The organism is Zobellia roscoffensis, from assembly GCF_015330165.1.
Lineage (GTDB): Bacteria > Bacteroidota > Bacteroidia > Flavobacteriales > Flavobacteriaceae > Zobellia > Zobellia roscoffensis.
On record NZ_JADDXT010000002.1, the window covers coordinates 3192176 to 3215757 of the forward strand.

14 protein-coding genes are annotated in these 23582 nt (G+C 37.7%); 9 read left to right on the top strand and 5 right to left on the bottom strand.

What is annotated here, in order from left to right:
• Positions 1-28 precede the first annotated feature (28 nt).
• Positions 29-4126 carry a hybrid sensor histidine kinase/response regulator transcription factor gene (locus tag IWC72_RS13130; protein ID WP_194530057.1) on the bottom strand — a complete coding sequence of 1366 codons (4098 nt, stop codon included), beginning with the start codon at positions 4124-4126 and terminating at the stop codon, positions 29-31.
• A gap of 286 nt (positions 4127-4412) precedes the next feature.
• On the opposite strand from IWC72_RS13130, the gene IWC72_RS13135 reads away from it, so the two are divergent.
• From IWC72_RS13135 to IWC72_RS13170, 8 genes are all read left to right on the top strand, one after another.
• On the top strand, positions 4413-7460 hold the full coding sequence (locus IWC72_RS13135) for a SusC/RagA family TonB-linked outer membrane protein (protein ID WP_194530058.1): 3048 nt from the start codon (positions 4413-4415) through the stop codon (positions 7458-7460).
• A 10-nt stretch (positions 7461-7470) separates the two neighbouring features.
• Positions 7471-9030: a RagB/SusD family nutrient uptake outer membrane protein gene (locus tag IWC72_RS13140; protein WP_194530059.1), complete on the top strand. Its 1560-nt coding sequence runs from the start codon at positions 7471-7473 to the stop codon at positions 9028-9030.
• Between the two features lie 68 nt (positions 9031-9098).
• Positions 9099-10577: an arylsulfatase gene (locus tag IWC72_RS13145; RefSeq protein ID WP_194530060.1), complete on the top strand. Its 1479-nt coding sequence runs from the start codon at positions 9099-9101 to the stop codon at positions 10575-10577.
• 114 nt (positions 10578-10691) lie between these two features.
• The gene (locus tag IWC72_RS13150; RefSeq protein WP_194530061.1) at positions 10692-13238 is read left to right on the top strand and encodes an alpha-amylase family protein; all 2547 of its coding nucleotides are present in this window, start codon (positions 10692-10694) and stop codon (positions 13236-13238) included.
• Positions 13235-13891 carry an SGNH/GDSL hydrolase family protein gene (locus IWC72_RS13155; protein WP_226968033.1) on the top strand — a complete coding sequence of 219 codons (657 nt, stop codon included), beginning with the start codon at positions 13235-13237 and terminating at the stop codon, positions 13889-13891. Before IWC72_RS13150 ends, IWC72_RS13155 begins: the two co-directional genes overlap by 4 nt.
• Before the next feature lie 27 nt (positions 13892-13918).
• The gene (locus tag IWC72_RS13160) at positions 13919-15532 is read left to right on the top strand and encodes an arylsulfatase (protein WP_226968034.1); all 1614 of its coding nucleotides are present in this window, start codon (positions 13919-13921) and stop codon (positions 15530-15532) included.
• Between the two features lie 21 nt (positions 15533-15553).
• Positions 15554-17095 carry a glycoside hydrolase family 30 protein gene (locus IWC72_RS13165; RefSeq protein WP_194530062.1) on the top strand — a complete coding sequence of 514 codons (1542 nt, stop codon included), beginning with the start codon at positions 15554-15556 and terminating at the stop codon, positions 17093-17095.
• 34 nt (positions 17096-17129) lie between these two features.
• The gene (locus IWC72_RS13170) at positions 17130-19217 is read left to right on the top strand and encodes a sulfatase-like hydrolase/transferase (protein ID WP_194530063.1); all 2088 of its coding nucleotides are present in this window, start codon (positions 17130-17132) and stop codon (positions 19215-19217) included.
• 9 nt (positions 19218-19226) lie between these two features.
• On the opposite strand, the gene IWC72_RS13175 is transcribed toward IWC72_RS13170, so the two are convergent.
• From IWC72_RS13175 to IWC72_RS13190, 4 genes are all read right to left on the bottom strand, one after another.
• Positions 19227-19400: a hypothetical protein gene (locus tag IWC72_RS13175; RefSeq protein ID WP_194526627.1), complete on the bottom strand. Its 174-nt coding sequence runs from the start codon at positions 19398-19400 to the stop codon at positions 19227-19229.
• 115 nt (positions 19401-19515) lie between these two features.
• A complete protein-coding gene (locus IWC72_RS13180; RefSeq protein WP_194526628.1) occupies positions 19516-19953 on the bottom strand; it encodes a hypothetical protein in 438 nt (145 codons plus the stop codon).
• 10 nt (positions 19954-19963) lie between these two features.
• Entirely contained in the window at positions 19964-20464 is a 501-nt protein-coding gene (locus tag IWC72_RS13185) for a hypothetical protein (RefSeq protein WP_194530064.1), read from the bottom strand.
• Between the two features lie 154 nt (positions 20465-20618).
• The gene (locus IWC72_RS13190; protein ID WP_194530065.1) at positions 20619-21761 is read right to left on the bottom strand and encodes an alpha/beta fold hydrolase; all 1143 of its coding nucleotides are present in this window, start codon (positions 21759-21761) and stop codon (positions 20619-20621) included.
• Between the two features lie 334 nt (positions 21762-22095).
• On the opposite strand from IWC72_RS13190, the gene IWC72_RS13195 reads away from it, so the two are divergent.
• Positions 22096-23562 (top strand): DUF5018 domain-containing protein, encoded by a 1467-nt coding sequence (locus IWC72_RS13195; RefSeq protein ID WP_194530066.1) that lies wholly within the window; start codon positions 22096-22098, stop codon positions 23560-23562.
• Positions 23563-23582 lie beyond the last annotated feature (20 nt).

The window sequence follows — 23582 nt, forward strand, 5'->3', positions numbered from 1 at the left end:
TAAAGCGTAGTATTTGACGTCTCTATACTTAAATACTCTTTTTTGTCTCCTCAAAATTTTGTTTGCTATATTCTGTAGGACTTACTCCGTATGCTTTGCTGAAGCATTTGCTAAAGTATTTCTGATTATTGAAACCGGTCATATAGGCTACTTCGGAGATGTACATTTTATTGTTTTTCAATAACTGTGCGGCGCGTTTTAGACGAATCTGTTTAATGAAATTAACAGGTGTATCATTATTGATTGCTTGTAGTTTACGATATAGGTTAGCTCGACTCATACCTACCTCCGACGCCAAAAATTCTACGTTTAGAGAGCTGTCATCTATAAATTTTTCAATTACTTCTATGAGCTTTCGTATAAATTTTATGTCATTGGAATCGACTTTTAGTTCTGATGGTTCAGGAGTTATTATTTTACTGTATTTATCCTTAAGGCCTTCGCGTGAGCTAAACGTATTTTTTACTTTCCACCGTACAAATTCAAGACTAAAAGGCTTTTCTATATAGTCATCTGCACCCAAACTAAGGCATTCTATTTTTGACTCTTCAGAGTTTTTAGCGGTGAGCATAAAGATAGGTATGGTCATGGTGTCAGGATTATTTTTTAGCCTTCCTAACATAGAAATACCATCTTCTATGGGCATGAGAATATCGCATAAGATTAAATCTGGTTTTTTCGTCAAACACGTAGCGTATCCTTCCTGACCATTGCTAGCTTCAATAATATTAAAATCTTGTTTCAGTTCATCTTTTACCATTGAACGTAAATCGTCATTATCTTCCACAAGTAAGACCATGGGTTTAGTATCTATAGTTTCTTTTGGTTGTGTTTCTATTTGCTTGGAAACTTCTTCAATGACCTGAAATTCTGAATTTTTTATAAAGTTTTTGGTGAGTGGCGTACCGCTGTTGATACGCTCTTTTTTATGATATCTGTTTTTGTTTATAGGCAGATAAAACGTGAATTCTGTAAACACATTTTCTTCGCTTTCTACAGTTATGGTGCCGTAGTGGCGCTCCGTTAATTTTTGTACCAATTCCATTCCGATGCCGGTTCCTGGTATTTGGTTGCTATATTTTTTTGTAGCTTGATAGTAGCGATCAAAAATTTGGTCTATATCTTTTTTTGGAATTCCAATACCATTGTCCCTAACGCTACATTTTATATATTCTCCCGCACCTATTTTCTTTCTGAAATTGCGTTTCTCCATAACGGATACCCGCTCAAGTGAGACTTTGATTACACCTTTCTTTGGGGTGTATTTAAAGGCATTGGAGAGGAGATTGAATAGAATTTTCTCAAGAATATCTACATCATACCAACCTATGATTTCATTCTCTTGGGTTTTAAATTGATAGTCTATTTTGTAAATCTTGGCAAAATCGTTAAAGGCATTTTTAATTATTTCTATATCCTTGACAATGTTATTTTTGGAGATATGTAATTTTAATTTACCCTCATCAAACTTTCTAATATCCATTAACTGATTGATCAGCCGGTGCATTCTAAGCGTGTTATTATAGATTCTTTGGGAGGTAATGGGGCTTAACGTAAATTTTTTGTCTTTTACCACTTTTTCTATAGTACCAAGGATTAAGGCCAATGGCGTACGAAGTTCATGAGAAATATCTGTAAAGAACACCATTTTCATTCGGTTCATCTCGTTGTCTTTTTCTCTACTTACCGTTTCTGCAACCAGCTTTTTCTTTAGTTTGTACCATCTTTTTATGACTAGCCAAGTGGTGTAAATAGAGATGATTAAAAGAAGAAAATAAATAATATAGGCTAAATTACTTTTCCAATAGGGCGGTTTAATGGTAAAATTAAATATTGCAGGATTGCTGTTCCATACCCCATCACTATTAGAACTTTTTACTTTAAATGTGTAATCTCCTGGGGGCAGATCATTGTAGTTGGCGTTACGGTTAGAGGCCTTGGTATAATGCCAAAAATCATTTATTCCCTCCAGCATATATGCAAACTGGTTTTTGTTTGGAGCAGTAAAATCTAAGGTAGAAAATTCAAATGCAATGTTGTTTCTGTTATGCTCCAATCTTAGGCTATCTGTGGTGTTTAGAAACTTTTTTGAATGGCTTTTCTTGTTTACGGTGTTAGATTTGTTGAAGTCTCCAAATATGGTATAGTTGGTAATAATAGTATTGGGTACCAATAATTCCTTTTTATAATTTTTTGGGCTGACCGTAAAAAAACCTTCTGGACAACCAAAATAAATTTCTCCAGTTTCAGCAACAGCAGATGAATTGAATATAAAATGACTCTCGGTTACACCATCTTCAATTCCAAAATTCACGAACTTTTTTTCTTTAACGTCAAACCTAGAAATACCGTCTCTTGTACTCAACCATAAGTTCTGGGATTTATCTTTAGCAATACTCGCAACGGTTGTAGATACCAAACCTTCGGTTTTACCATAGCTGGTAATGGTGTGATCTTTGGTGTTGTAAAAATTTAGGCCGCCACCTCTGGAGCCTATCCACATATTGCCCTGTTCGTCCTCAAGTAGGCATAAAATGGCATTTGAACTAAGACCATTCTCTACAGAAGGATTAAATATATCTATTTCCTCTTCAATTAGATTTATCTTAAATAAACCATCACCACGTGTTCCGATCCATAAATTGTGATTTCGATCTAAATGCATGACCGAAACATTTTTTCCAAAAAGGGTAGAAACCGCTTTCTTTTTAAAAGTGTTTATTGAATCGTCCGGATTAATGATGTGTATACCTCCTCCCCAAAGTCCTACCCAGATTTCAGTTGGGTTTAGGGCAATGACATCGCGTACGTTGTAGTGATATTTTTTTAAGGTGTCAAATTGTACATTTTTGTTGTCGGTACTATAATTTGTGGAAAGCAATAGATGATTTCCAGTGCCATAGAGTATTTCCTTTTGAGAAAAATCTTTCTTAATAACGCTGTAATTTTGATTGGCGGGCGTTAATAATTTCTTGGTATCGTTATTTACATCAAAACTATATAGCCCGTCTCTGTCTAACGTTACCAATAATTGGTTGTTTCCGAACATTAATAAGTCTTGGGTGAAGCGGTTGTTCAAGTTTTTGCCAAGGGTTGTGTATGAGAAAATTGAATTTCTATCAATATGTTTCTTAATACCCTTGTTGGTAGTAATCCATAAGTTATTGTACTTATCTATAATGGATGAATTGATTCTGTTTTCGTAAGGATTTTTATTCGTTTGTTGCTCTTCTTCCACATAATTGAAAACGTAGGAATTAGCCACTTTTTGCCCCTTGTAAAGTCCGGATTGAGTACTCACCCATATTATACCGGATTCTTGGTCTCTTGAGATAGAAGTAAACTCCATTGGCTCTGGAGTTTCTATGAAACCACCAATTTTCCCCAAAATCTTGAGCTCAAATTCCTCTTTTCTGTATTCTAATAGGAACATGCCTTCATCGGTAGTTGCCAAAAAGGTATTGTTTTCAGCGGGTATCAGATAAGACGTATTTCTAGAAAACTCTGTATTTATAAGTTGCTCCTCCTTGTTCAATGCCAGTATTCCTTTGGGCGTAGCGAACCAATTTCTACCAAAAATATCTTCACTATGGTCGTTTATTGCCTTGCTACCGGTCCAAATACTATCCTTTTGCTTATAGTTGAGCTGCGTCTGGAACTTAATCTCGGGAAGCGCGTCCTTAGGTGTGATTTTGACAATGCCGGTATTTCGCAAATTTGCCCAGATCGTACCATCTTTTGATTTCCCTAAGATAACGGTAGTATTGTTCTTGTAAAATCCTTTAAAACTATTGTTTTTTCTATTGTACCATATTAAATAGCTCTCACTTCCGATCCATAAATTCCCGTAGCTATCTTCTATAATGGAATTGATGCTGTTATTTGGAATAGAGGTTTCATCAAAAACATCATATTGGTTTTCCACTAGAGAGTGGCCGTCATACCTGTATAGGCCACTATCCGTCCCCAACCATAAATACCCTAGGTGATCCTCATATACCACGTTCGTCTTTTTATTAAAACGACTATCGTCTATGTGTAACGCATGAAAATAGGCCGGAACGTTTTGGGCGTTACCGGTAACCCAACAACAAACAAAAAGGAAAAGGGGGAGAATTTGTTTCATAAAGAGTATTGGTTGGTAGGGTTACTAAGGTCCAAATAGGGTTTTATAGTTTTTTTCTAAGGGCCAATATGCTTATTCCAATATCAACAAGTTAAAAGAAGGTTAAAAGATGTACTAAATATAGGGTATATATGTTGCAAAAAGATCTCTTAAAGCCCACAAAATGGCAATATGCAACATAAGTGTACCATTATGAGACATTCACGATCAAACCCTGCAATATATTTACCATAGGCCTTCAACAACTCAACTTAAGGCTACTAATTGTAACTAACATTAAACCACTATGAAATTAAAAAGATTGTTATTGCTACTGCTATTTGGTAGTATGGTGTCTCTACAGGCACAACAAAATTTGACAGGAACTATTACGGATGAGTCTGGCCAACCGCTACCGGGTGTGAATGTTTTAGTAAAAGGAACTACGGTAGGCACCGTAGCCGATTTTGACGGAAACTATTCTATTGAAGCATCTGAAGGTGCTACTTTAGAATTTAGTTATTTAGGGTTTGTAACCAAAAGCGTTCAAGTAGGGAACGAAACTACTATAAACACCGTGCTGCAAGAAGACGTAGCATTGTTGGACGAAGTGGTCGTAATTGGGTATGGTACATCTACCAAAAAAGATTTAGTGTCTTCTGTATCTTCTGTTAAATCAGATGTTCTAGAAAACCAACCTGTAGCTAGAGTAGATCAAGCGTTGCAAGGGCGTGCTACTGGGGTAGAGGTTACTTCAAATAACGGTACACCAGGTTCTGGTTCTACTATTCGTATTAGGGGTAATAGTTCTATCAACGGAAATAATGACCCGTTATATGTTATTGACGGTTTCATTGCGGGAACAGGTTTTAACCTTAATACAATAAACGTAAACGATATTGCATCCATTGAAATATTAAAAGATGCAACAGCCCTTTCTATATATGGTACAAGGGGTGCGTCTGGGGTAATTTTAATTACTACTAAAAATGGTAAAGGTATGGCGCCAGGGAAACCGGTAGTAGCTATTAACCATTACCAAAGTATGCAAGGAACGGCAAACCGTATAGACATTCTTGGGGGACAAGATTTTGTGAACTATAAAAATGAATCGTATCAGTTTACACCGGGGCCAGATGGTTTTGGACTTACGGATAGCACGTTACCATTGGTTTTAAATCCAGAAACTACGACTACCACAGATTGGTTGGATTTAGTAGAGCAACCGGGCTCTATTTCAAATACGGATGTATCTGTAACAGGGAATTCTGAAAACGCCAATTATTTTATCTCTGGAAATTATTTCAATCAAAAAGGGGTTCTTAGAGGCTCTGGTTTAGAAAGAGTAAACTTCAGAACCAATCTTGATGTTAGAGTTTCCGATAGGTTTAAGACAGGTATTAGAGCTAATATTACGCACTACAAGATAGAAAATAACAAAGTCGATTATGGTGGTATTGTCTCTCAAGTACTACCCATACGTCCGGTTTATTTGGAAGACGGAAGCTTTTCGTTCGAAAACCCCATTAGTGCAGGATTGGAACGAAACCCAGAAGCAGATATACAATTACGTGTAGATCATGATTTAGTTACCCAAGTTATAACCAATGCATATGTAGAATACGAAATAGCTAAAAATCTTTCTTTTAAATCTACTTTTGGTGCTCAGTTAAATTATAAAAAGGAGAACAATTATTTACCAGGTATTCTTCCTGAGCGTGTTAATGGAGGCTTTGGTAGAATTAACACCACCTTTACGAAGAGTATCTTGAATGAAAATACGCTTAACTATAATTTAGATTTAGATGATCATTCTATAAAAGTACTAGGTGGTTTTACTTGGCAAAAGGATAATAACGAGAGTACCCGTTCCGAAGCTGATCAATTTCCTAATGATGTAGTACTTTTTAATAATCTGGCTTTAGGTGATGCTTCAACTGCAGTAGTAGGGTCGGGTTATAGTCAACGTACCTTAAGTTCATTTTTAGGTAGAGTTAACTATGGTTATAAAAGTAAATACTTGCTTACGTTGGTGGGTAGGTATGATGGCTCTTCGGTATTTGAAACGGGTAATAAATATGCTTTTTTCCCTTCAATAGGTGCTGCTTGGAATGTAGATGAGGAAAACTTTATGGCAGATTCCAATGTTATAGACCGTTTTAAGCTTAGAGGTAGTTACGGTATTGTTGGAGAGCAAGGGGTTAAAGCATATAATTCTTTAGCAACATACAATAACACCACAACGGTCTTTAATGGTTCTTTAATAAATGGTGTGGCAGTTGGTGATGTACCAAGTAGCGGTTTAAGCTGGGAAACCACAAAACAACTAGATTTAGGTATTGAATTAGGTTTCCTTAATAATAGAATAACTTTTGAGGCTGATTATTATAGAAAGACTACAGAAGATTTATTATTAGCAGTGGCATTGTCTGGGCAAGTAGGAGCGAACTCTACAACTCAATTGCAAAATTTAGGTTCTGTACGGAACAGTGGTTTTGAATTTGGTTTAAATACGGTTAACGTAGAGAATGATAATTTCCAATGGGAATCCAATCTAAGTATATCCTCTAACAATAGTGAGATATTGGAGTTAGATGGTCAAGAGTATATTACTTTACAATCCACGGGAAATCAAGGAGGTAATTCTGCTAGATTAATCGTTGGTGAATCACTACCAACTTTTGTAGGAGCAAAATATTTGGGAACCTATAAGACTGCAGATGAGATTATAGCAGATGGTAGAGAAGGACGATCGTTTATTGGTGGCCCTAGATACGAAGATGTTAATGGTGATTCCAATATTAACGATGAGGATTCTGTAGTGTTAGGTAGCCCTATCCCAGATTTTTATGGTGGTTTTAGAAATACATTTACATACAAAGACCTTACGTTAGATATCTTTTTCCACGGAAGTTATGGTTCGGAAATCTTCAACATAAGAACACAAACGGCGTATTTTGGTAGGGGCGATCAGAATGTAGACCCTATAGTACTAGATCGTTGGATAGCTGGTGTAAATGAAACTTCAGACATTCCAAGAGCGGGGCCATCTAACAGCTTGTTTAATCCTAATAGTAGTTTAAATATTGAAGATGGTTCTTACCTAAGGTTAAAAACCCTATCATTAAATTACAATGTGCCTTTAGAATCAGGTGGGCTTAGTGATGTGTTCAGCTCATTGAACTTTTATGTTACTGGAACAAATCTTTTACTTTTTACAGATTTTACTTTGGGTGATCCTGAGGTAAATAATTTTAGCGATGGAAGCGGTCTTAACTCTGTTTCCCAAGGTTTTGCATCTGGTCAATATCCGTATGCGAAATCAATAACATTAGGTATAAAAGTAGAATTTTAAAAATAAGGATATGAAAACTAAAATAATGAGTAAATTTTTGATATTACTTGTGGGCTTTCTTGTTTTAAGTTCATGCAATGATTTCTTGGAAGAGGATTTAAGAGATCAAATTACACCAGATGCCTTTTTTACAAATGACAAAGAAGCAGAATTGGCTGTTAATGGTGTATACAGGTTATTTCATGATAATAATGTGTACAGGCAACGCGGGTTAGATAATTATTACACGAGCGGAGCGGACATTCAGGCAGCTAATAGGGATGTTAACGGGGCTATCCATAACTACCTGATTCAAGAAGGGACGGCAGATGGTAACGGTACTTGGATACAGTTGTATCGCGTGGTAAATAACACAACCGAATTTATTTCTAATATTGAAGGGAACGAGAACTTGTCCGATGATGCTAAGAGCAGTAGGTTAGGGGAGTTACTTTTTCTAAGGGCTTTGGCTTATTACCACCTTACCAATTTATGGGGAGACGTACCTTTTTATACGGAGCAGTTACCAGTATTAGAAAGATCTGTGTTAGGAAGAACTTCAAAAGCAGAGATAAGAAGTGCTATGAAGGAAGATTTAGCAAGGGCATTTGCTTTATTACCTGGCTCGTACTCAGGTAATGATTTAGGTAGAGCTAGTAAATGGGCCGCTGCAACTTTAAAGGCAAAATACCATCTTTTTGATGAGGAATGGGCTTTGGCAAAAGCGGAGTGTGATGTTGTAATAGATGGTGGAGCGCACCGGTTATTAGATAATTATGCCGATGTTTTTAATCAGTCTGATCCTAGCAATCAATATAATGAAGAATATATTTTTGTAATAGATTTTGAAGCGGATTATGACGGAAACTTGGCCACAACAAGAACAGATGATTATAACCCACGTATTAGAGATGAACCTGCAGGAAGAAATAATGACACTATTGTAAATGGGGTCTCGGGAAGTAAAGTAAACATATTTCAAGGTTTGTTACGTGATCAAGCTGAAGATATGACCGGTTACGGTTGGTCAGTACCACTACCAGAGTTTGCTTTACAAGAAAACTGGCAAGATGGTGATCTAAGATATGATGCAACTATTGTAACTGAGTATTTAGGATGGAAACTAGCATTCCCTTACTTCCGAAAAAATTGGAATTTAGATCAAGAGAATTCCCTACGTGGAAATCACCCAGAAAATTACATTGTTTTTCGTTTGGCTGATGTGTATTTAATGGCAGCTGAGGCAGAAAACGAGTTGAATGGTCCTGGGACTGCATATTTTTATGTGAATAAGGTTAGGGAAAGAGCTTTTGAGCCAGACCAACCATGGAGCGGTTTGTCCAAAGAAGAATTCAGGGAGGCTATGTATGATGAACGTAAGTTTGAGTTAAGTGCAGAAGGCCATCGCCGAATGGATCTTATACGTTGGGGTATATTGTTAGAAACGGTACAGACCGTTCAACACAGACCGTGGAACAACCCAGCGGCTAACATTCAGCCGTACCATGTGCTACTTCCGGTTCCTCAGAATCAGTTGGAACTTAATCCAAACCTATTGGAATCAGATCCTACAAATAATGGGTACCGATAATTAAAAGGATAAGTATAACTGCCACAGCGTATAATCTCATGTGCTGTGGTACTTACTAAGTTTAGAATATGAAACAACTTCTTTATTTTATTTTGCTGGGCACTTTGGTTTTCTCGTGTAAAAACAAGGAAAAAAATTGCACTGAAGCAAGTGAGCATACTACTGAAACAGCTAATGCCAGACCTAATATTGTCTACATTTTGGCAGATGATCTTGGGTATGGAGATTTGAGTGCCTATGGCCAACAAAAATTCAGAACTCCCAATATAGATAAGCTAGCAAAAGACGGTATGCTGTTTACCCAGCATTATTCCGGTAGTACGGTATGTGCACCTTCTAGGTCGGCTTTATTAACGGGTATGCACACCGGTCATACCGTTGTTAGGGGAAATAAGGAAATCATGCCAGAAGGCCAATATCCTTTACCGGACAATACCTTTACTATGGCAGAAGCCGTGAAAAAAGCAGGATATTCTACAGGGGCTTTTGGTAAATGGGGCTTAGGGTTTCCGGGATCTGAAGGAGATCCCTTAAACCAAGGTTTTGATACATTTTTTGGGTATAACTGTCAACGGTTGGGGCACAATTACTATCCAGGTCACCTATGGGCCAATAAAGATTCTTTGGTTCTTAAGGATAATACGGGAGGAAATAACGGAACCTATGCGCCGGGGTTGATTCATGAAAAAACATTAGAGTTTATAGAGCTGAATAAAGACAATCCTTTCTTTTTGTATGTGGCCTCCATTATACCGCATGCAGAATTGGCGGCTCCTGAAAAAATCATGAAAAGGTACAGAGGTGAGTTTCCGCCGGAAACCCCTTATGAAGGTGTAGATGACGGTCCAGAGTTTAATCAAGGGCCTTATCGCTCACAGGAACAACCCCATGCAGCATTTGTTTCTATGGTTCATCTATTAGATGCCCAAGTTGGTGAAATTGTGGCCAAGTTAGAAAAGTTGGGTATAGCGGATAATACCATTGTTGTTTTTACTTCAGATAATGGTCCGCATACAGAAGGTGGTGCTGATCCGGATTATTTTGATAGTAATGGACCGTTTCGCGGAACGAAAAGAGACCTTTATGAAGGAGGAATTAGAGTTCCTATGATTGCTTCATGGCCAGGTAAAATCAAGCCGGGAAGTACAACGGAGTTAGTATCGGCTTTTTGGGATGTGTTTCCTACTTTTTCGGACATAGCAGGTATTGAAGCTCCCGAAGGCTTAGACGGAATTTCGTTTTTACCCACCCTTTTAGGAAACAACGATCAACAGAAAAATCATGAATACCTGTATTGGGAATTTCATGAAAAAGGAGGTAGACAGGCCATTCGTAAGGGGAATTGGAAGGCAGTAAAGTATGATGTTTTTAAAGGTTCCGGTATACCTATTCAACTGTATGATATAAGTGAGGATGTTTCCGAAAAAAATAATTTGGCAGAAAAATATCCGGAAGTAATTGAAGAGATGAAGGCTTTGTTTAAAGAAGCTCGAACGCCATCAGAGGTGTTTACTTTTAGTCAAGAAACCTATCTGAACGTTAAATAATATTGTGATTGAGAGTTAGTTAATTTTGTTGAAAGAGGTCCATCTTTTTGGGCCTCTTTATGATGGTACTATTTTAGTTTACACAAACACGTATTTTCCTGAAATCAAAGTATTATGAAATTCCCATTGAATTACTTTTTCATCTTTTTGTTTTGTAGTCACTTCGCGTCATGCCAAGATAAAGCGCAAGGATTTCTACCATCGCTAGATTTCAGTTTAAAAAAAGCAAATGTACGCTCTATAGAAAATCGGTTAATAGTTTCTACGGGCAACGTAGAACGTACTTGGCAATTAACAAAAAGTGGTTTTATAACAACAGCGTTTAAAAATATAGATACAGATGAAACGTACTCCGCACCATCAGTTGGTGTAAAATGTGATTGGGCATACTACGGCTTAATTAATGGCGATACAAGAGGAAATTTAATTTCCTTGACGGCCAAAAGGTCTGATGATAAGAAATTTACTTCTGAACATATTGAGATAGTTGCCGAGTTCAAATACCCTAAAATAGAGAGCTCGGTTAAATATGTTATTTGGGCGTACCCTGATGCACCTGGCATTCGTACCCAACTTTTTATTAAAGGTGATGCGAAAAAATATATGGATGAATCGGATTTGAGACCTAAAAATAATTTCAGCTATGATTTAGTAAATGGTACTTCAAATTTTGATTATTTCTCAGGTGAGACTGCTGAAAGATATATAGCAACAACTGCGCAAAATGAAAATTCGGTACAGTACCATGTAAAAGGGCTAGACCCGGAAAAGCAATATAAACTTGGTTTTACTTGGTGGGATTTTAAAGGAGAAGGGCTTGTACAGAATGTTAGGGTAACTAGTGTTGATGGTGAAATTAATGAAAAAGTAATTAAGGAGGCAAAATTGCCGGATTATAAAAATGAGAAGCGGCGCTATGAGGCTAGGCAAATAGACTTACCTTCAACTATTCTACATGACGGTACTTTTCGTGTTTTTTTTGATAAAGTAAAAGGCAAACGTGCTCAAGTAAGCGAGGTGTTCATTTATGAAAAGGGTAATCGTAAAGTGAAAATTTCTTCTAATATGGTAAATCGCTTGGAAGAGTTGAGAACCGAAGCACCTAACGGGTATTCTTTAATAGGGTACATTGATTGTGGAGAAGCTATTCAAGCAGAAAAAATGGTAGCTACAGGCCGCGTCGATTTTTTACCGGTTTCAAACAAAAATAAAACTACGACCCATATAGGATATTATAATGATACGCAACACCGTAATAAAACGGAAACGCCATTGATAAAGATAGAGACCTCCCGGGTAGAGGAAACGCAAAAAGTTCAATGGAGCAATATGGTGCGAGTAGATGAAGAAGGCTCTGGTATTATAGTGGTTAAAGAATCACACAAATGCGTCAATCAATATGGGGTAGATACAGGTGAGTTTGTCATTGGTGAAAATGGTATTGAGAATACAGGAACATCACTGTTTTCTTCGGAATTGAATAGTGAAGAATATAAATGGTGTTGGCCATCATGGAGCATTGCTTATTCGGGTGGTGAATATGGGAGTGAGCTGGCTCTTAAAAAGTTTGATCGTATTCGTTACCCTATAGATGAAGATAGGGACATTTATATACAGGCAAATACGTGGGGTTCTGGTAGGGGCAAAACGGCTTCCCAAGAAGAGAATATATTGCTAGAGCTAGAATCTCAGGCAGATTTAGGTATCGATATACAACAAATTGATGACGGTTGGCAGAATAAAGATTGGGGTTTACGCAAAGATTGGTATCCAAAAGGATGGCAGAACGTTGTAAACAAATCAAAAGAAACGGGAGTGAAGCTTGGACTGTGGGCAGCGGCAATGCCAGTTACCTATGAAGCTTTAAAAAACAGTTATGACCAGGCCAATTTTGTCACTTATAAATTAGATTTTGCAAGTTTGGGTACGCATGAGAATATGGAAAAGCTCATGGGTAAAATTAGAAAGTTTATTCTGTATACCAACCAGCAAGTTCGTGTTAATTGGGATTTAACAGAGAATGCACCACGTTTTGGATATTTTTGGGCCAAAGAGTACGGCAGTGTTTATTTAGAAAACCGCAAACCGGATAAGCCTGAAAATGTGGTTTACATTCCACATTTGGTTTTACGGGATATTTGGCATTTAACCAGCTATACAAATATCAATAAGTTTCAAACTTCTATTCAAAATACCGGTATGACCAATAAAAAGGTCAGCGATGCGTATTTGCATACCGACCCTTATGCTGTAGCTATCGGTTTAGTAGGGACTCCTTTGTTTTTTCAAGAAACTCAAAACTACGAGCAAAACAGTAGGGAAGAAATAAAAGCACTATTAAAGGTTTATAAAAAACATAGAAAGGAGATGTACGATAGCTATGTGTTTTCTATTGGTAATGAGCCTAATAATAAAAGTTGGTCAGGTTTTCAGTGGTACAAAGAGAATAGAAAATCAGGTTATTTATTATTGTTTAGAGAGTTAGAAAATAATGATTCTGAAACGGAATTGAAATTACGGTTTTTAAAAAACAAAAACGTAATGTTCACAAATTTGGAAGGTGGAGAATCTAAATCGGTATATATAAAGGAAGATGGTTTAGCAAGGTTCAAAATAGATAACCCTGCTTCCTATAAATTTATTAAATATGCGTACGAATGAAAAAACAATTGCTTCTGATTATCGCATTATGCGGAATTTTAGTAGGTTTTGAACAGGACACCAAACCTAACGTTCTCATTATAGGTGATTCTATTTCTATAGGCTATACACCATATGTGAAAACGGCTTTGAAGGATAGGGCCAATGTATTCCATAACGAAGGAAATGCTCAGCACACGGGTACGGGACTTGAAAAATTAGAAGAGTGGTTGGGAGATACACAATGGAATGTGATTCATTTTAATTGGGGCTTGTGGGATTTATGTTATCGCCATCCAGACTCAAAAGAAGTAGGGAACAGAGATAAGATAAAAGGCACAGTTACCTTTACTCCGGAGGAATATGCCGCAAATTTAGAAAAGCTAGTTGTTCGCTTAAAAAAGACCGGGGCCCAACTCATTTTTGCTACCATCAGTTATGTGCCCAAGGGTGAAGTGGGGCGCTTTGTAGAGTCAGATAAAATATACAATGAGGTGGCTATTGAGGTTATGGTAAAACACGGTATCCCCGTAAATTCGCTTAACCGGATTTCAAAAAAGATTCATCAGAAACATACTGCTGGCCCTGGCAATGTGCATTATACAAAAGAGGGCTATAGGCTGCTTTCCGTACCTGTTGTAGAACAAATAGAAAATAGCTTGGACACAATCTAATATAATCCCATTAATGAATTTTAGCGCATGATGTATAATGCAAATATTCAGAAAAGATATATAACCGTTTTGGTTATACTGCTAGGATTGTTTTGCGGTTTTGCGCAGGAATATAAAAGTAGTGTTGCTACCGTTCAAAAACCCAACATTATTCTCATATATGCAGATGATCTAGGGATTGGGTTATTAGGTCATGAAGGACAAAAAATTATAAAGACGCCCTATATTGATCAACTGGCAAAAGAGGGGCTACGGTTTACCAATGCCTATTCCAACATGCTATGTGCTCCGGCCCGTGCATCTTTGATTACTGGTCTTCACGATAGTCATGAACGAGGTTTTGAGATTACACCGGGCGCGCTGTATAAAAGGTTAAGTACGGGAGAATATACTCAAGACCAAATAGAGAAACTGGTGAATAGTGCGTTGACGCCAATACCGGAGAGTCAAGTTTTTTTGGGGCAGGTAGCTCAAGAAGCAGGGTATAAGACGGCACAAATAGGAAAGCTGGAGTGGGGTTTTTCTACGACCGATTATCAAATGAAAAGACACGGTTGGGACTATTATTACGGTTATTTAGATCACGTTCGTGCGCATGGATTTTACCCTCCGTTTCTATTTGAAGATGGGAAATTGGTACCTATAGAAGGCAATACTCTTGCTAATTGTGGTAAGTCCGGTGAACCGGAAACACCCAAAAACTTTAAGGAAAGGAAAAATAGGGAAGGGAAGGAACAATACTCCCAAGATTTGTTCATGAACAAGGCCCTAAATTTTATAAATGTAAATAAAGAGCAACCTTTCTTTTTGTACTTCCCCACCCAATTACCGCATGGTCCTGTAGCTATTCCTAAAATACATCCGGATTTTGTTAATGACCATAGGTTAACGTCCGTTGAAAAAGAGTATGCTTCTATGGTAAAGATCTTAGATGACAATGTAGGGCAGATTATGCAAAAGTTGAAAGAACTTGAAATTGATGACAAGACGCTGATCATATTTACGGCAGACAACGGACATGAAATTTATTATGCGCAGGAAGGGCGTGTAGAAAAACCATATTCTAATAATAGAACAGGCAAACGTTTTGATGATGTAAAGCATAAATATTACAGCCATTTGTCCGGAGATATATTTGATGGCAATGGAGGGCGTGCCGGTATGAAGCGGAGTAATCTCCAAGGCGGAATTCAAGTGCCGTTAATTGTTAAGTGGCCTGCTAAAATAAACGCAGGAGGAACTTCGCACCAGTTAGTTGCTAATTATGATTTTCTAGCAACCGTGGCAGAAATTACGGGTTTTTCAGGATTGGTGCGTACAGATGGATTGTCTTTTTATGATGAACTGTTAGGTCAAAATTCGGAAAAGGAACATGAGTTTGTAGTGTACTCTTCCTATACCGGTCCAACCCTGATTACCCGGAAAGGCTGGAAAATCAGAACAGATTTGAAGAAGGAAGTTTTTGAACTGTTTTATCTGCCCGATGATTTTAAGGAAGCTAATGATTTGTCCGAAGAATATCCACAGAAACTACAAGAACTGAAAAACCAACTCTTGATGGCCTGTGAAGGTGATTTAAAAAACGGTCATTTTACCAATGCCGGAAGTGTTCTAAAAGTCTCCCCTAAAGCAAAGAAGTAGATAGAATAAAAGAATAAAATCGTGAAGAACATAAAGAAGTTACTTTTGACAGTATTTGTATTTGGCATTTGCTGTAAGGTAATGGCGCAGAATTCTAGTATAGAGGTTTATATCAATAAGGATATAGAACATCAAACTCTACATAATTTTGCGGCTTCGGATGCATGGGCGGCCCAATTTACAGGTTTGTGGCCAGATGAGAAAAGAAACCAAATGGCAGACTGGTTGTTCAGCATGGAGACCAATGCCCAAGGTTCTCCAAAAGGAATAGGACTATCTGCTTGGCGCTTTAATATTGGAGCGGGAAGTGAGGCTCAAGGAGATAGCAGTGGTATAAAGGACCCATGGCGAAGAACGGAAGGTTTTTTACGTAACAATGGCACGTACAACTGGCAAAAACAAGCCGGACAGCAATGGTTTTTAAAGGCAGCCAAAGATAGGGGAGTCAACCAATTTATAGCTTTTGTGAACAGCCCGCCCATTCAGCTTACTAAAAATGGGAAGGGACATTCGGAGGATGGTTTATCAGCGAATCTGTCAACCGAGAATTATGGTGCCTATGCTAATTTTCTTGTAAATGTATTTCATCATTTTAAGGATAGTGTAGGAGTAGATTTTGATTATATAAGTCCGTTTAACGAACCGCAATGGGAATGGAAAGGCGGCCAAGAAGGTTCTCCTTGGAACAATAATGAGTTGGCTTCGGCCGCTAGGGTAATCGATTCCGTTTTTCGAGTTGAAAATATTCCTGCTCAACTAGAAGTTACCGAGGCGGGCGCTATTGATTACCTCACCGGAACAAAGAAGAAGCACAATAACAGGAGCAATCAGATCGAAACTTTTTTTAATGTATCAGGCCCTGATTATTTGGGAGGTTTGAATAGTCTAGCACCTAAAGTGGCGGCACATAGTTATTTTACTACCTGGCCTATAGAAAAGCTTAAAAGGGAGAGGGAACGTATAGCCGAGAAGCTATTGAAATATCCGTACTTGGAATATGAGATGAGCGAATATTGCATTTTAGAAAACAACGAGGAGATTAAGGGAAAGGGCAGTGGTTTGGGTATGCAAACTGCTTTGTACGTGGCACGTGTTATCCATGCTGATCTAACTATTGCCAATGCAAGCGTTTGGCACTGGTGGTTAGCTATGAGTCCGTATGATTTTAAGGATGGCTTGATCTATCATGATAAGCATATGGAAGATGGCGTCATTTATGATTCAAAACTGCTCTGGGCCTTTGGTAATTACTCCCGTTTCATTCGTCCTGGAGCTTTAAGAATTTCTGCAATCTATAAAAACGATACTTCCACGGAAACATTACAAAATGGGGTATTGATTTCGGCTTATAAAAATAAGGATAACAGCATGGTGGTAGTGGCCGTGAACCAAAAGAATACGGCTGTAAATTTAAAATTGCAGCTAGATGTTCAACCATACGAGAAGGTAAGTAGCTATATAACCGACATTGGGCAAAATTTAGAAAGTAAGATTTTGGAAAAACCGAAGGACGGAAAATTTACGGTAAGTGAAAAATCGGTAACCACTTTTGTTTTCCGATAAAAATAGAATTTAAAAAGAGTAACAAGCATTATATATGGCGCATTTCAACAAACTACGATCCATCAACACTATTACAATTTTAATGATTCTTATAAGTTGGGGTTTAAACGCTCAAACCACTTCGGATACGTATCAAAAACCGAATATAATTTTTATTCTAACAGACGATTTGGGTTTTGGAGATTTAGGGGTTCTTTTTCAAAATCAAAGATTAATTCAAGAAGGAAAGCGTGTACCACAGGAATTTACCCCCAATTTAGACCGTATGGCAAATGAAGGGGCGCTAATGCCGCAGCATTATTCTGCTGCGCCCGTTTGTGCTCCATCCAGAGCATCGTTATTATTGGGGCAAAGTCAAGGGCATGTCAATATTAGGGATAATCAGTTTGATAAAGCCTTGGCTTACAACCACACCCTAGGGTCTATTTTACAAGAGGCAGACTATAAAACGGCAGCCATTGGAAAATGGGGATTGCAGGGGAAGGGAAAGGCCCCAAATTGGCCTTCACATCCCTTAAATCAGGGATTTGACTATTACTTGGGGTATATGAGACATGGTGATGGGCATGAGCATTACCCAAAAGAAGGTATTTACCGTGGTACCAAAGAAGTTTATGAAAACCGAACCAATATTACTCCCGACCTGGACAAATGCTATACTGCCGATCTATGGACCGCTGCCGCTAAAAAATGGATAGTAGACCATAAAAAGGGAGAGGAAAGAAATAAGCCATTTTTCATGTATCTGGCCTATGATACCCCGCATGCCGTTTTGGAACTGCCAACACAAGCCTATCCTAAAGGGGGCGGACTTAACGGTGGTCTACAGTGGCTTGGGGAGCCCGGTAGAATGATAAATACGGCCAGTGGTAAAGTGGATTCTTGGATTCACCCGGATTATGCCAATGCCACCTACGTTCCCGAAAACAGTAAAAAACCTGTTCCGTGGACGGATGTCTACAAAAGGTATGCTACGGACACTCGTAGGATAGATTTCGCCGTAGGAGATATTCTTAAACTTTTAAAAGACCTTAAAATTGATGATAATACCTTGGTGATATTTACTTCTGATAATGGACCATCGGTAGAATCCTATTTGGATAACCAACCTATTGTGCCTACCTTTTTTAAGAGTTACGGACCTTTTACCGGGATTAAGAGAGATTGTTGGGAGGGTGGTTTACGCATGCCTACTATAGCAAGATGGCCTAAAGCTATTACTCCGGGAACAGTTATTTCTAGCCCTAGCATATCTTACGATTGGATGCCTACCTTTTCCGAAGTGGCTGGTTATCCTGCTCCAGCAGTCTCTGATGGAACCTCTCTGTTGCCTTCTTTAACGGGAAAAGGAAATCAAGCGCCTAGTTCTATTTATGTTGAATATTTTCAGAATGGAAAAACACCCGGTTATGATAATTTTAGTGCCGATTTGCGAGACCGTCGTAGAAACCAGATGCAGATGATTCGTAAAGGTGATTATGTGGGTGTTCGATATGATATAGAGTCTGAGAACGATGATTTTGAAATTTACAATGTAATTGAGGATATGGACCAATCCGATAACCTAGCGGGATCCGCTAATTTTGTAACACTTCAAGAAGAAATGAAAGCGAGTGTCTTGCAGCAGCGTATGCCCAATCCTAGTGCAGTTAGACCTTATGACCAAGCATTGATTCCTGGCGTAGCGACAACCGGATTAAAAAAGGGAGTAATATGGAAATCCTATGAGGGTAATTTCCGTTGGGTTCCTTCCGTAATGGCACTAACACCGGCCAAAATTGGGGTGTCCATGCAAATATCCCCGGAAATCCAAGTTTCGGAAAATAATAAGGTATTATATTTTGAAGGTTACATAAAAGTACCTGCAGATGGAACTTACACCTTTTACCTAAATGCCAATGCTGGAGGGGTGCTACGTATTCACGAATCTACCGTTATTGATGCGGATTATGGGTATATAAAAAATTCTAAAATGAGCGGACAATACAGGCTAAAGGCGGGATTACACCCCATTGAGCTGTATTATAGAAACGGCAAAAAAGGAAAACCACAATTTAGTCTAGAATGGAATGGACCAACATTTGACAAAAAAGCCATTTCGGAATCGGTTTTGTTTCATTAAAAAAGATTTTCAGCTTTTTTTAAATAAACGCTCTAAAATTTTCACCAGATATATTAGTCCTATAACCGCCAAAATGCTTCCTTGGGTGTAGCTACCTTTTACAAAGTATAGCGTAGCACCAATTAATCCAAAAAGCATGAAAAAAAAGTCAGTGTAGGTGTTCCCTTTTAATAGTAGTTCCATGGTATTTAGGTTTAAGATTAGAGGGTAATAAGATAATAAATACTACTGTATGCTAGTAGTTTAAGGGGCGTCCTACTAAGTTAATGTAAAACTTTTAAATACAAAAAAAGAATTTCTATTCTACTAAAATTTTATAGTTGCCGGTATTTTTATCTTGTTCGTACTCAGCGTTTTCAATACTAAAGTCCGAAGTAACTGTAGTAGTACAACAGTCGTTTTCTCTTGTTTCAAGGGTTGCAAATAAATTAAAAATGGATTCTGAACCAATTTTAAGATTATAAGCAACACTTCCCGGTTCCCAGCCTGTATGTATATAAATGATGTTTAGGTCATCCTCCTCCTCAAAGGCGAATTCAACTTGGCTCTGGTCTTCAAGGTTTGTTACGCTGATGTCAGTTTTACTATAAGTACCATTGGTAAATAAATTTTCACCGGAAGCCTTGTCTATAATTTCAAAATAAAAGACTGGCGGGCTTGTGACACAAGCAGTATTACAATCATCGCAAGATACTATGGATAGAATGAGAAATAGGCTTAGAATTACTTTTTTCATTGAAATGTTCTTAAGTTGATTTAGATGCACCTTCCACTATTTCTTTTAGGATGCGTGCAACTCTATTTTTGATGGATTTTCTACCTATTACTAGAATCATTGCTATTAGAATTAGGCTGAAAACTATAAGTTTAATGTGCCAACCGCTTTCCGAAATATAATATCCCACGAAACAAAATACGAGACCTATACCAGTAGCTATAATAGCAAGGTGTTTTAGGTTGATACTACTTTTAATTTCAATGGTATGGCTAGGCAGCTCAATGAGTTCAATAGTACCTTTCCGTAAAGTTCTCATGCCTGCTAGTTCATTATCTCCCGAGTGGGTAGTGAACCCAACTGGGTAAATAAAATGTACACTATTGGTTTGTTCTTCTGTTCTAAAATTATATTCTTGAAAAATTCTCTTCGTAACTACAATGAGTCTTTCGGCATCCATCTGAAAACTATTTAAAATGGCAATGTTTCGCCGTTGCGTAAGTTTAAGAGGGAAACTGCTTTTAGTTTTCATTTACTGTGGCTAAGAAAAGGATCTGAAAAATTAACGAACCAAATATCGTAAAATATATAGAAATGTGATTACATAAGTGTATGATATATCTTACTAAATGTTTATTTATGGATTGCGTGTAAAACGGTTGAGTATAGAAAGTACTGCAATGTTGTTATTCTTGTTTCAATTGAAGTAGCACCTCTTTTCCATGTTCATTCTCAGGGTTTAATTCAATAGATTTCTTGTACATTTCAATGGCTTCTGTTTTCTTGTCAGCCGCTAATAAAGCTTCGCCATAACTATCATATGCATTAGCACTTTCTGGAAACAAAATAGTAGTCACTTTAAAAACTTCTAAAGCCTTATCAAGTTCTTCGGTTTGCATAAATGAATACCCTAATGTATTCAAATCATGTTCTGAACGGCTATGTACTCTAGTTTCAATAGCTAATGTTATAGCATTGTTCAGCGCCTTTTCTAACACCACATTTTGCTGGTCTTTAGCTAACGTTTCTGAGTAAGCTTTTATAATGGTATTGATGATTAACGCAGGATTATCTTCAAAAACGGCATGACCACTGCCTTTGGCAATAATCGGAGTTACATTTTTGTTTTTTTCGGCTAGCTCGTCCTGTAGTTTTTTCCATCTAGTTGAAAGCACCTCAGGAAAATACGGAAATGAGTTTTCTGGAAAAATGCTGGTAATAGGCGTATGTTTTGGGAACTGCATACCTTTTATAGAACGCATCGTTTCATTATAATTAGCATTCATATAATAATCACCGGTACCCTTTGGAATAGTACTTATATCCACATTCATATCTCTCATGGCCAATAATTCGTCATTCCAGAAATCAATGGGCGTGGCATCTATTAAAACAATGGATTTCACCTTTTTAGGATGTTTACGGGTGTACAGTAGATTGTAGAGTCCGCCGTAGGAGTGGGAAACTAAAATAATATCCTTGTCGTATCCTAATTTAGAAAGACCTATTTCTAATTCTTTAATTCCATTTTCTATTCCATAATCGGCATCGTTTTTTAACTTCGGATTTAATTCACTTGTTCCAAATCCTGACCGGTCATAGGTAATTAGTGTTGTACCGGTAACGTCATGAATTTTTTCTAAAATGGGTTCCCAAACGGAAGCATCATTACCTCCACCAGCTTCAAAGAGAATGGGGGTCCCTTCTCCTTTTATAATATTGAAATGCATTTTGTAACCTCCTACATCCACCAGTGTATCTAGGCTTTGAGCATTCATGGAGAGCGGTAATACTAAAACGAATAAGAATTTAAAGTAGAATTTTTTCATTAGTGTTCTGGTTTAAAGTTTAATTGATCTACGAGATTTAAAGTATTGATTTTTACTCGATAATCGAGTTTAAATAATCCGAGGCCTGCCTCGAAATCAAAGGGTATACTTTTTAATGTCTCGTGGGCTTGCCTAGAGGTAGTTTACTGCCCCACACGAATTAAGCCAAAGTATAGCGTACTTCAATTAAAAAGAGTAATTAGACCTATTTGCAGTAAAATGTTTCCTCTTTAAGAACAACAATCAGCCTAAAAAATAGTTATCCAAAGGGAGTAGGTTTTTCAAATGTAATGCGAATCTATTTAGTTATGTATTAATGAATTAAACACCCATTATGGCTAGAACTATGCGTAAATTTTCATACTTCAATACTACAGTATTACTGGTATTGGCATTTCTAGCATTGCAACTAGGCTCTTGTTCATCGGATACCGATGCATTTAGTGAGCCTAACACTGCAAATACACCTCCTGATGTAACACCAGAGGCTAGTCCGGAAGAGTCCCCAGAAGATACTCCGGAAACACCGGTGGTAAGTATCGACCCCGAAATAACGGAGTTTAGATTTAGTTCCGCAGATAATGAAGGTCTTGTTACGGATATCATGGGCACATTGGATAAGGATAACAAAACAATTCATGTAGAACTGAACCCCTATAGCGTTGCCATCCAGGAATTGACACCTACCATTACCTTATCTTCGGAAGCAACAGTGAGTCCGGAATCCAATACTGTTCAAGATTTTAGTAGTGAGATTACCTATACGGTAACTTCAGAAAACGGCACCACAGTAACGTATACCATAGTACCGTCTCTAAGCGGAAATATTTGCAAATCTAATCTTCAGGAATCAGGTCCTATTATAGTTAGCGCTAACAACCAACGCATAGAAAATCTATATATTAAAACTTCTAATCAGCATGGAATCGAAATAAATAACTTTTCTGGCGTAGTCATAACCAACTGTATTATTGAGTATACAGGTGCCTATACCGGCATTAAATTCGCAAATGCCGAGAATCTAACCATAGATAATTGTTCCATTACCTATACCAATGCCCCGTCTAGCGGTCCTTTACCGGATGCTACAAGAAATTGTATAGAAGGTATTCAATCTCAAAATCTAGTGATTACCAATGTAAAAGTTACAGATGGTTCTACGGGTATTAGCTTAAACCAGTGCGATGATTCTATATTGACCTATATTGAAGGGCATAATATGAGAGGTCCATATCCTAGAGGGCAATTTGTACAATATGATAAATGTATAGGCGGATTGTTAGAGAATTTTTCGGTAATAAATGACCGGAATATCGCATGGACGGAAGATAACATTAGTATCTATAAAAGTGCCGGACAACAAATTAAAAAAGGTTTGATCGTAGGTAACAATAGCCCTACGGGTGTAGGTGTATTATTTGAAGACCAGAATACGGAAGGTGCCCGTGGTGGCTTTGGCGGATGGGTTGAAGATGTAGATTTTCTAGAAATGGGCAATGGTGTGGTTTCTTCTGTAGAAGGTTCCAAAAACGTAACTTTTACCAGAATACGTGCCAAGCAAATTATATGTGGTGATTTGGGACAGAATAGGGGAGTACCTACCTCTAACTCATTAATATTTGCAGCTTTTGGCACTGCCGAAGGTACGGGTGCGAATAAAATAGTAGACTGTATTGTTTACAACTCCTGTAACCCCACCAACATTGTTTGGCCAGAGCATAATTTTGAGTTGATTGACTATAGAGACGATATAGATTTTGAACCCAGAAAACCAATTGAACTTCAATTTACTTGTCAATAGGGTAGCGGGAGGCTAAAATA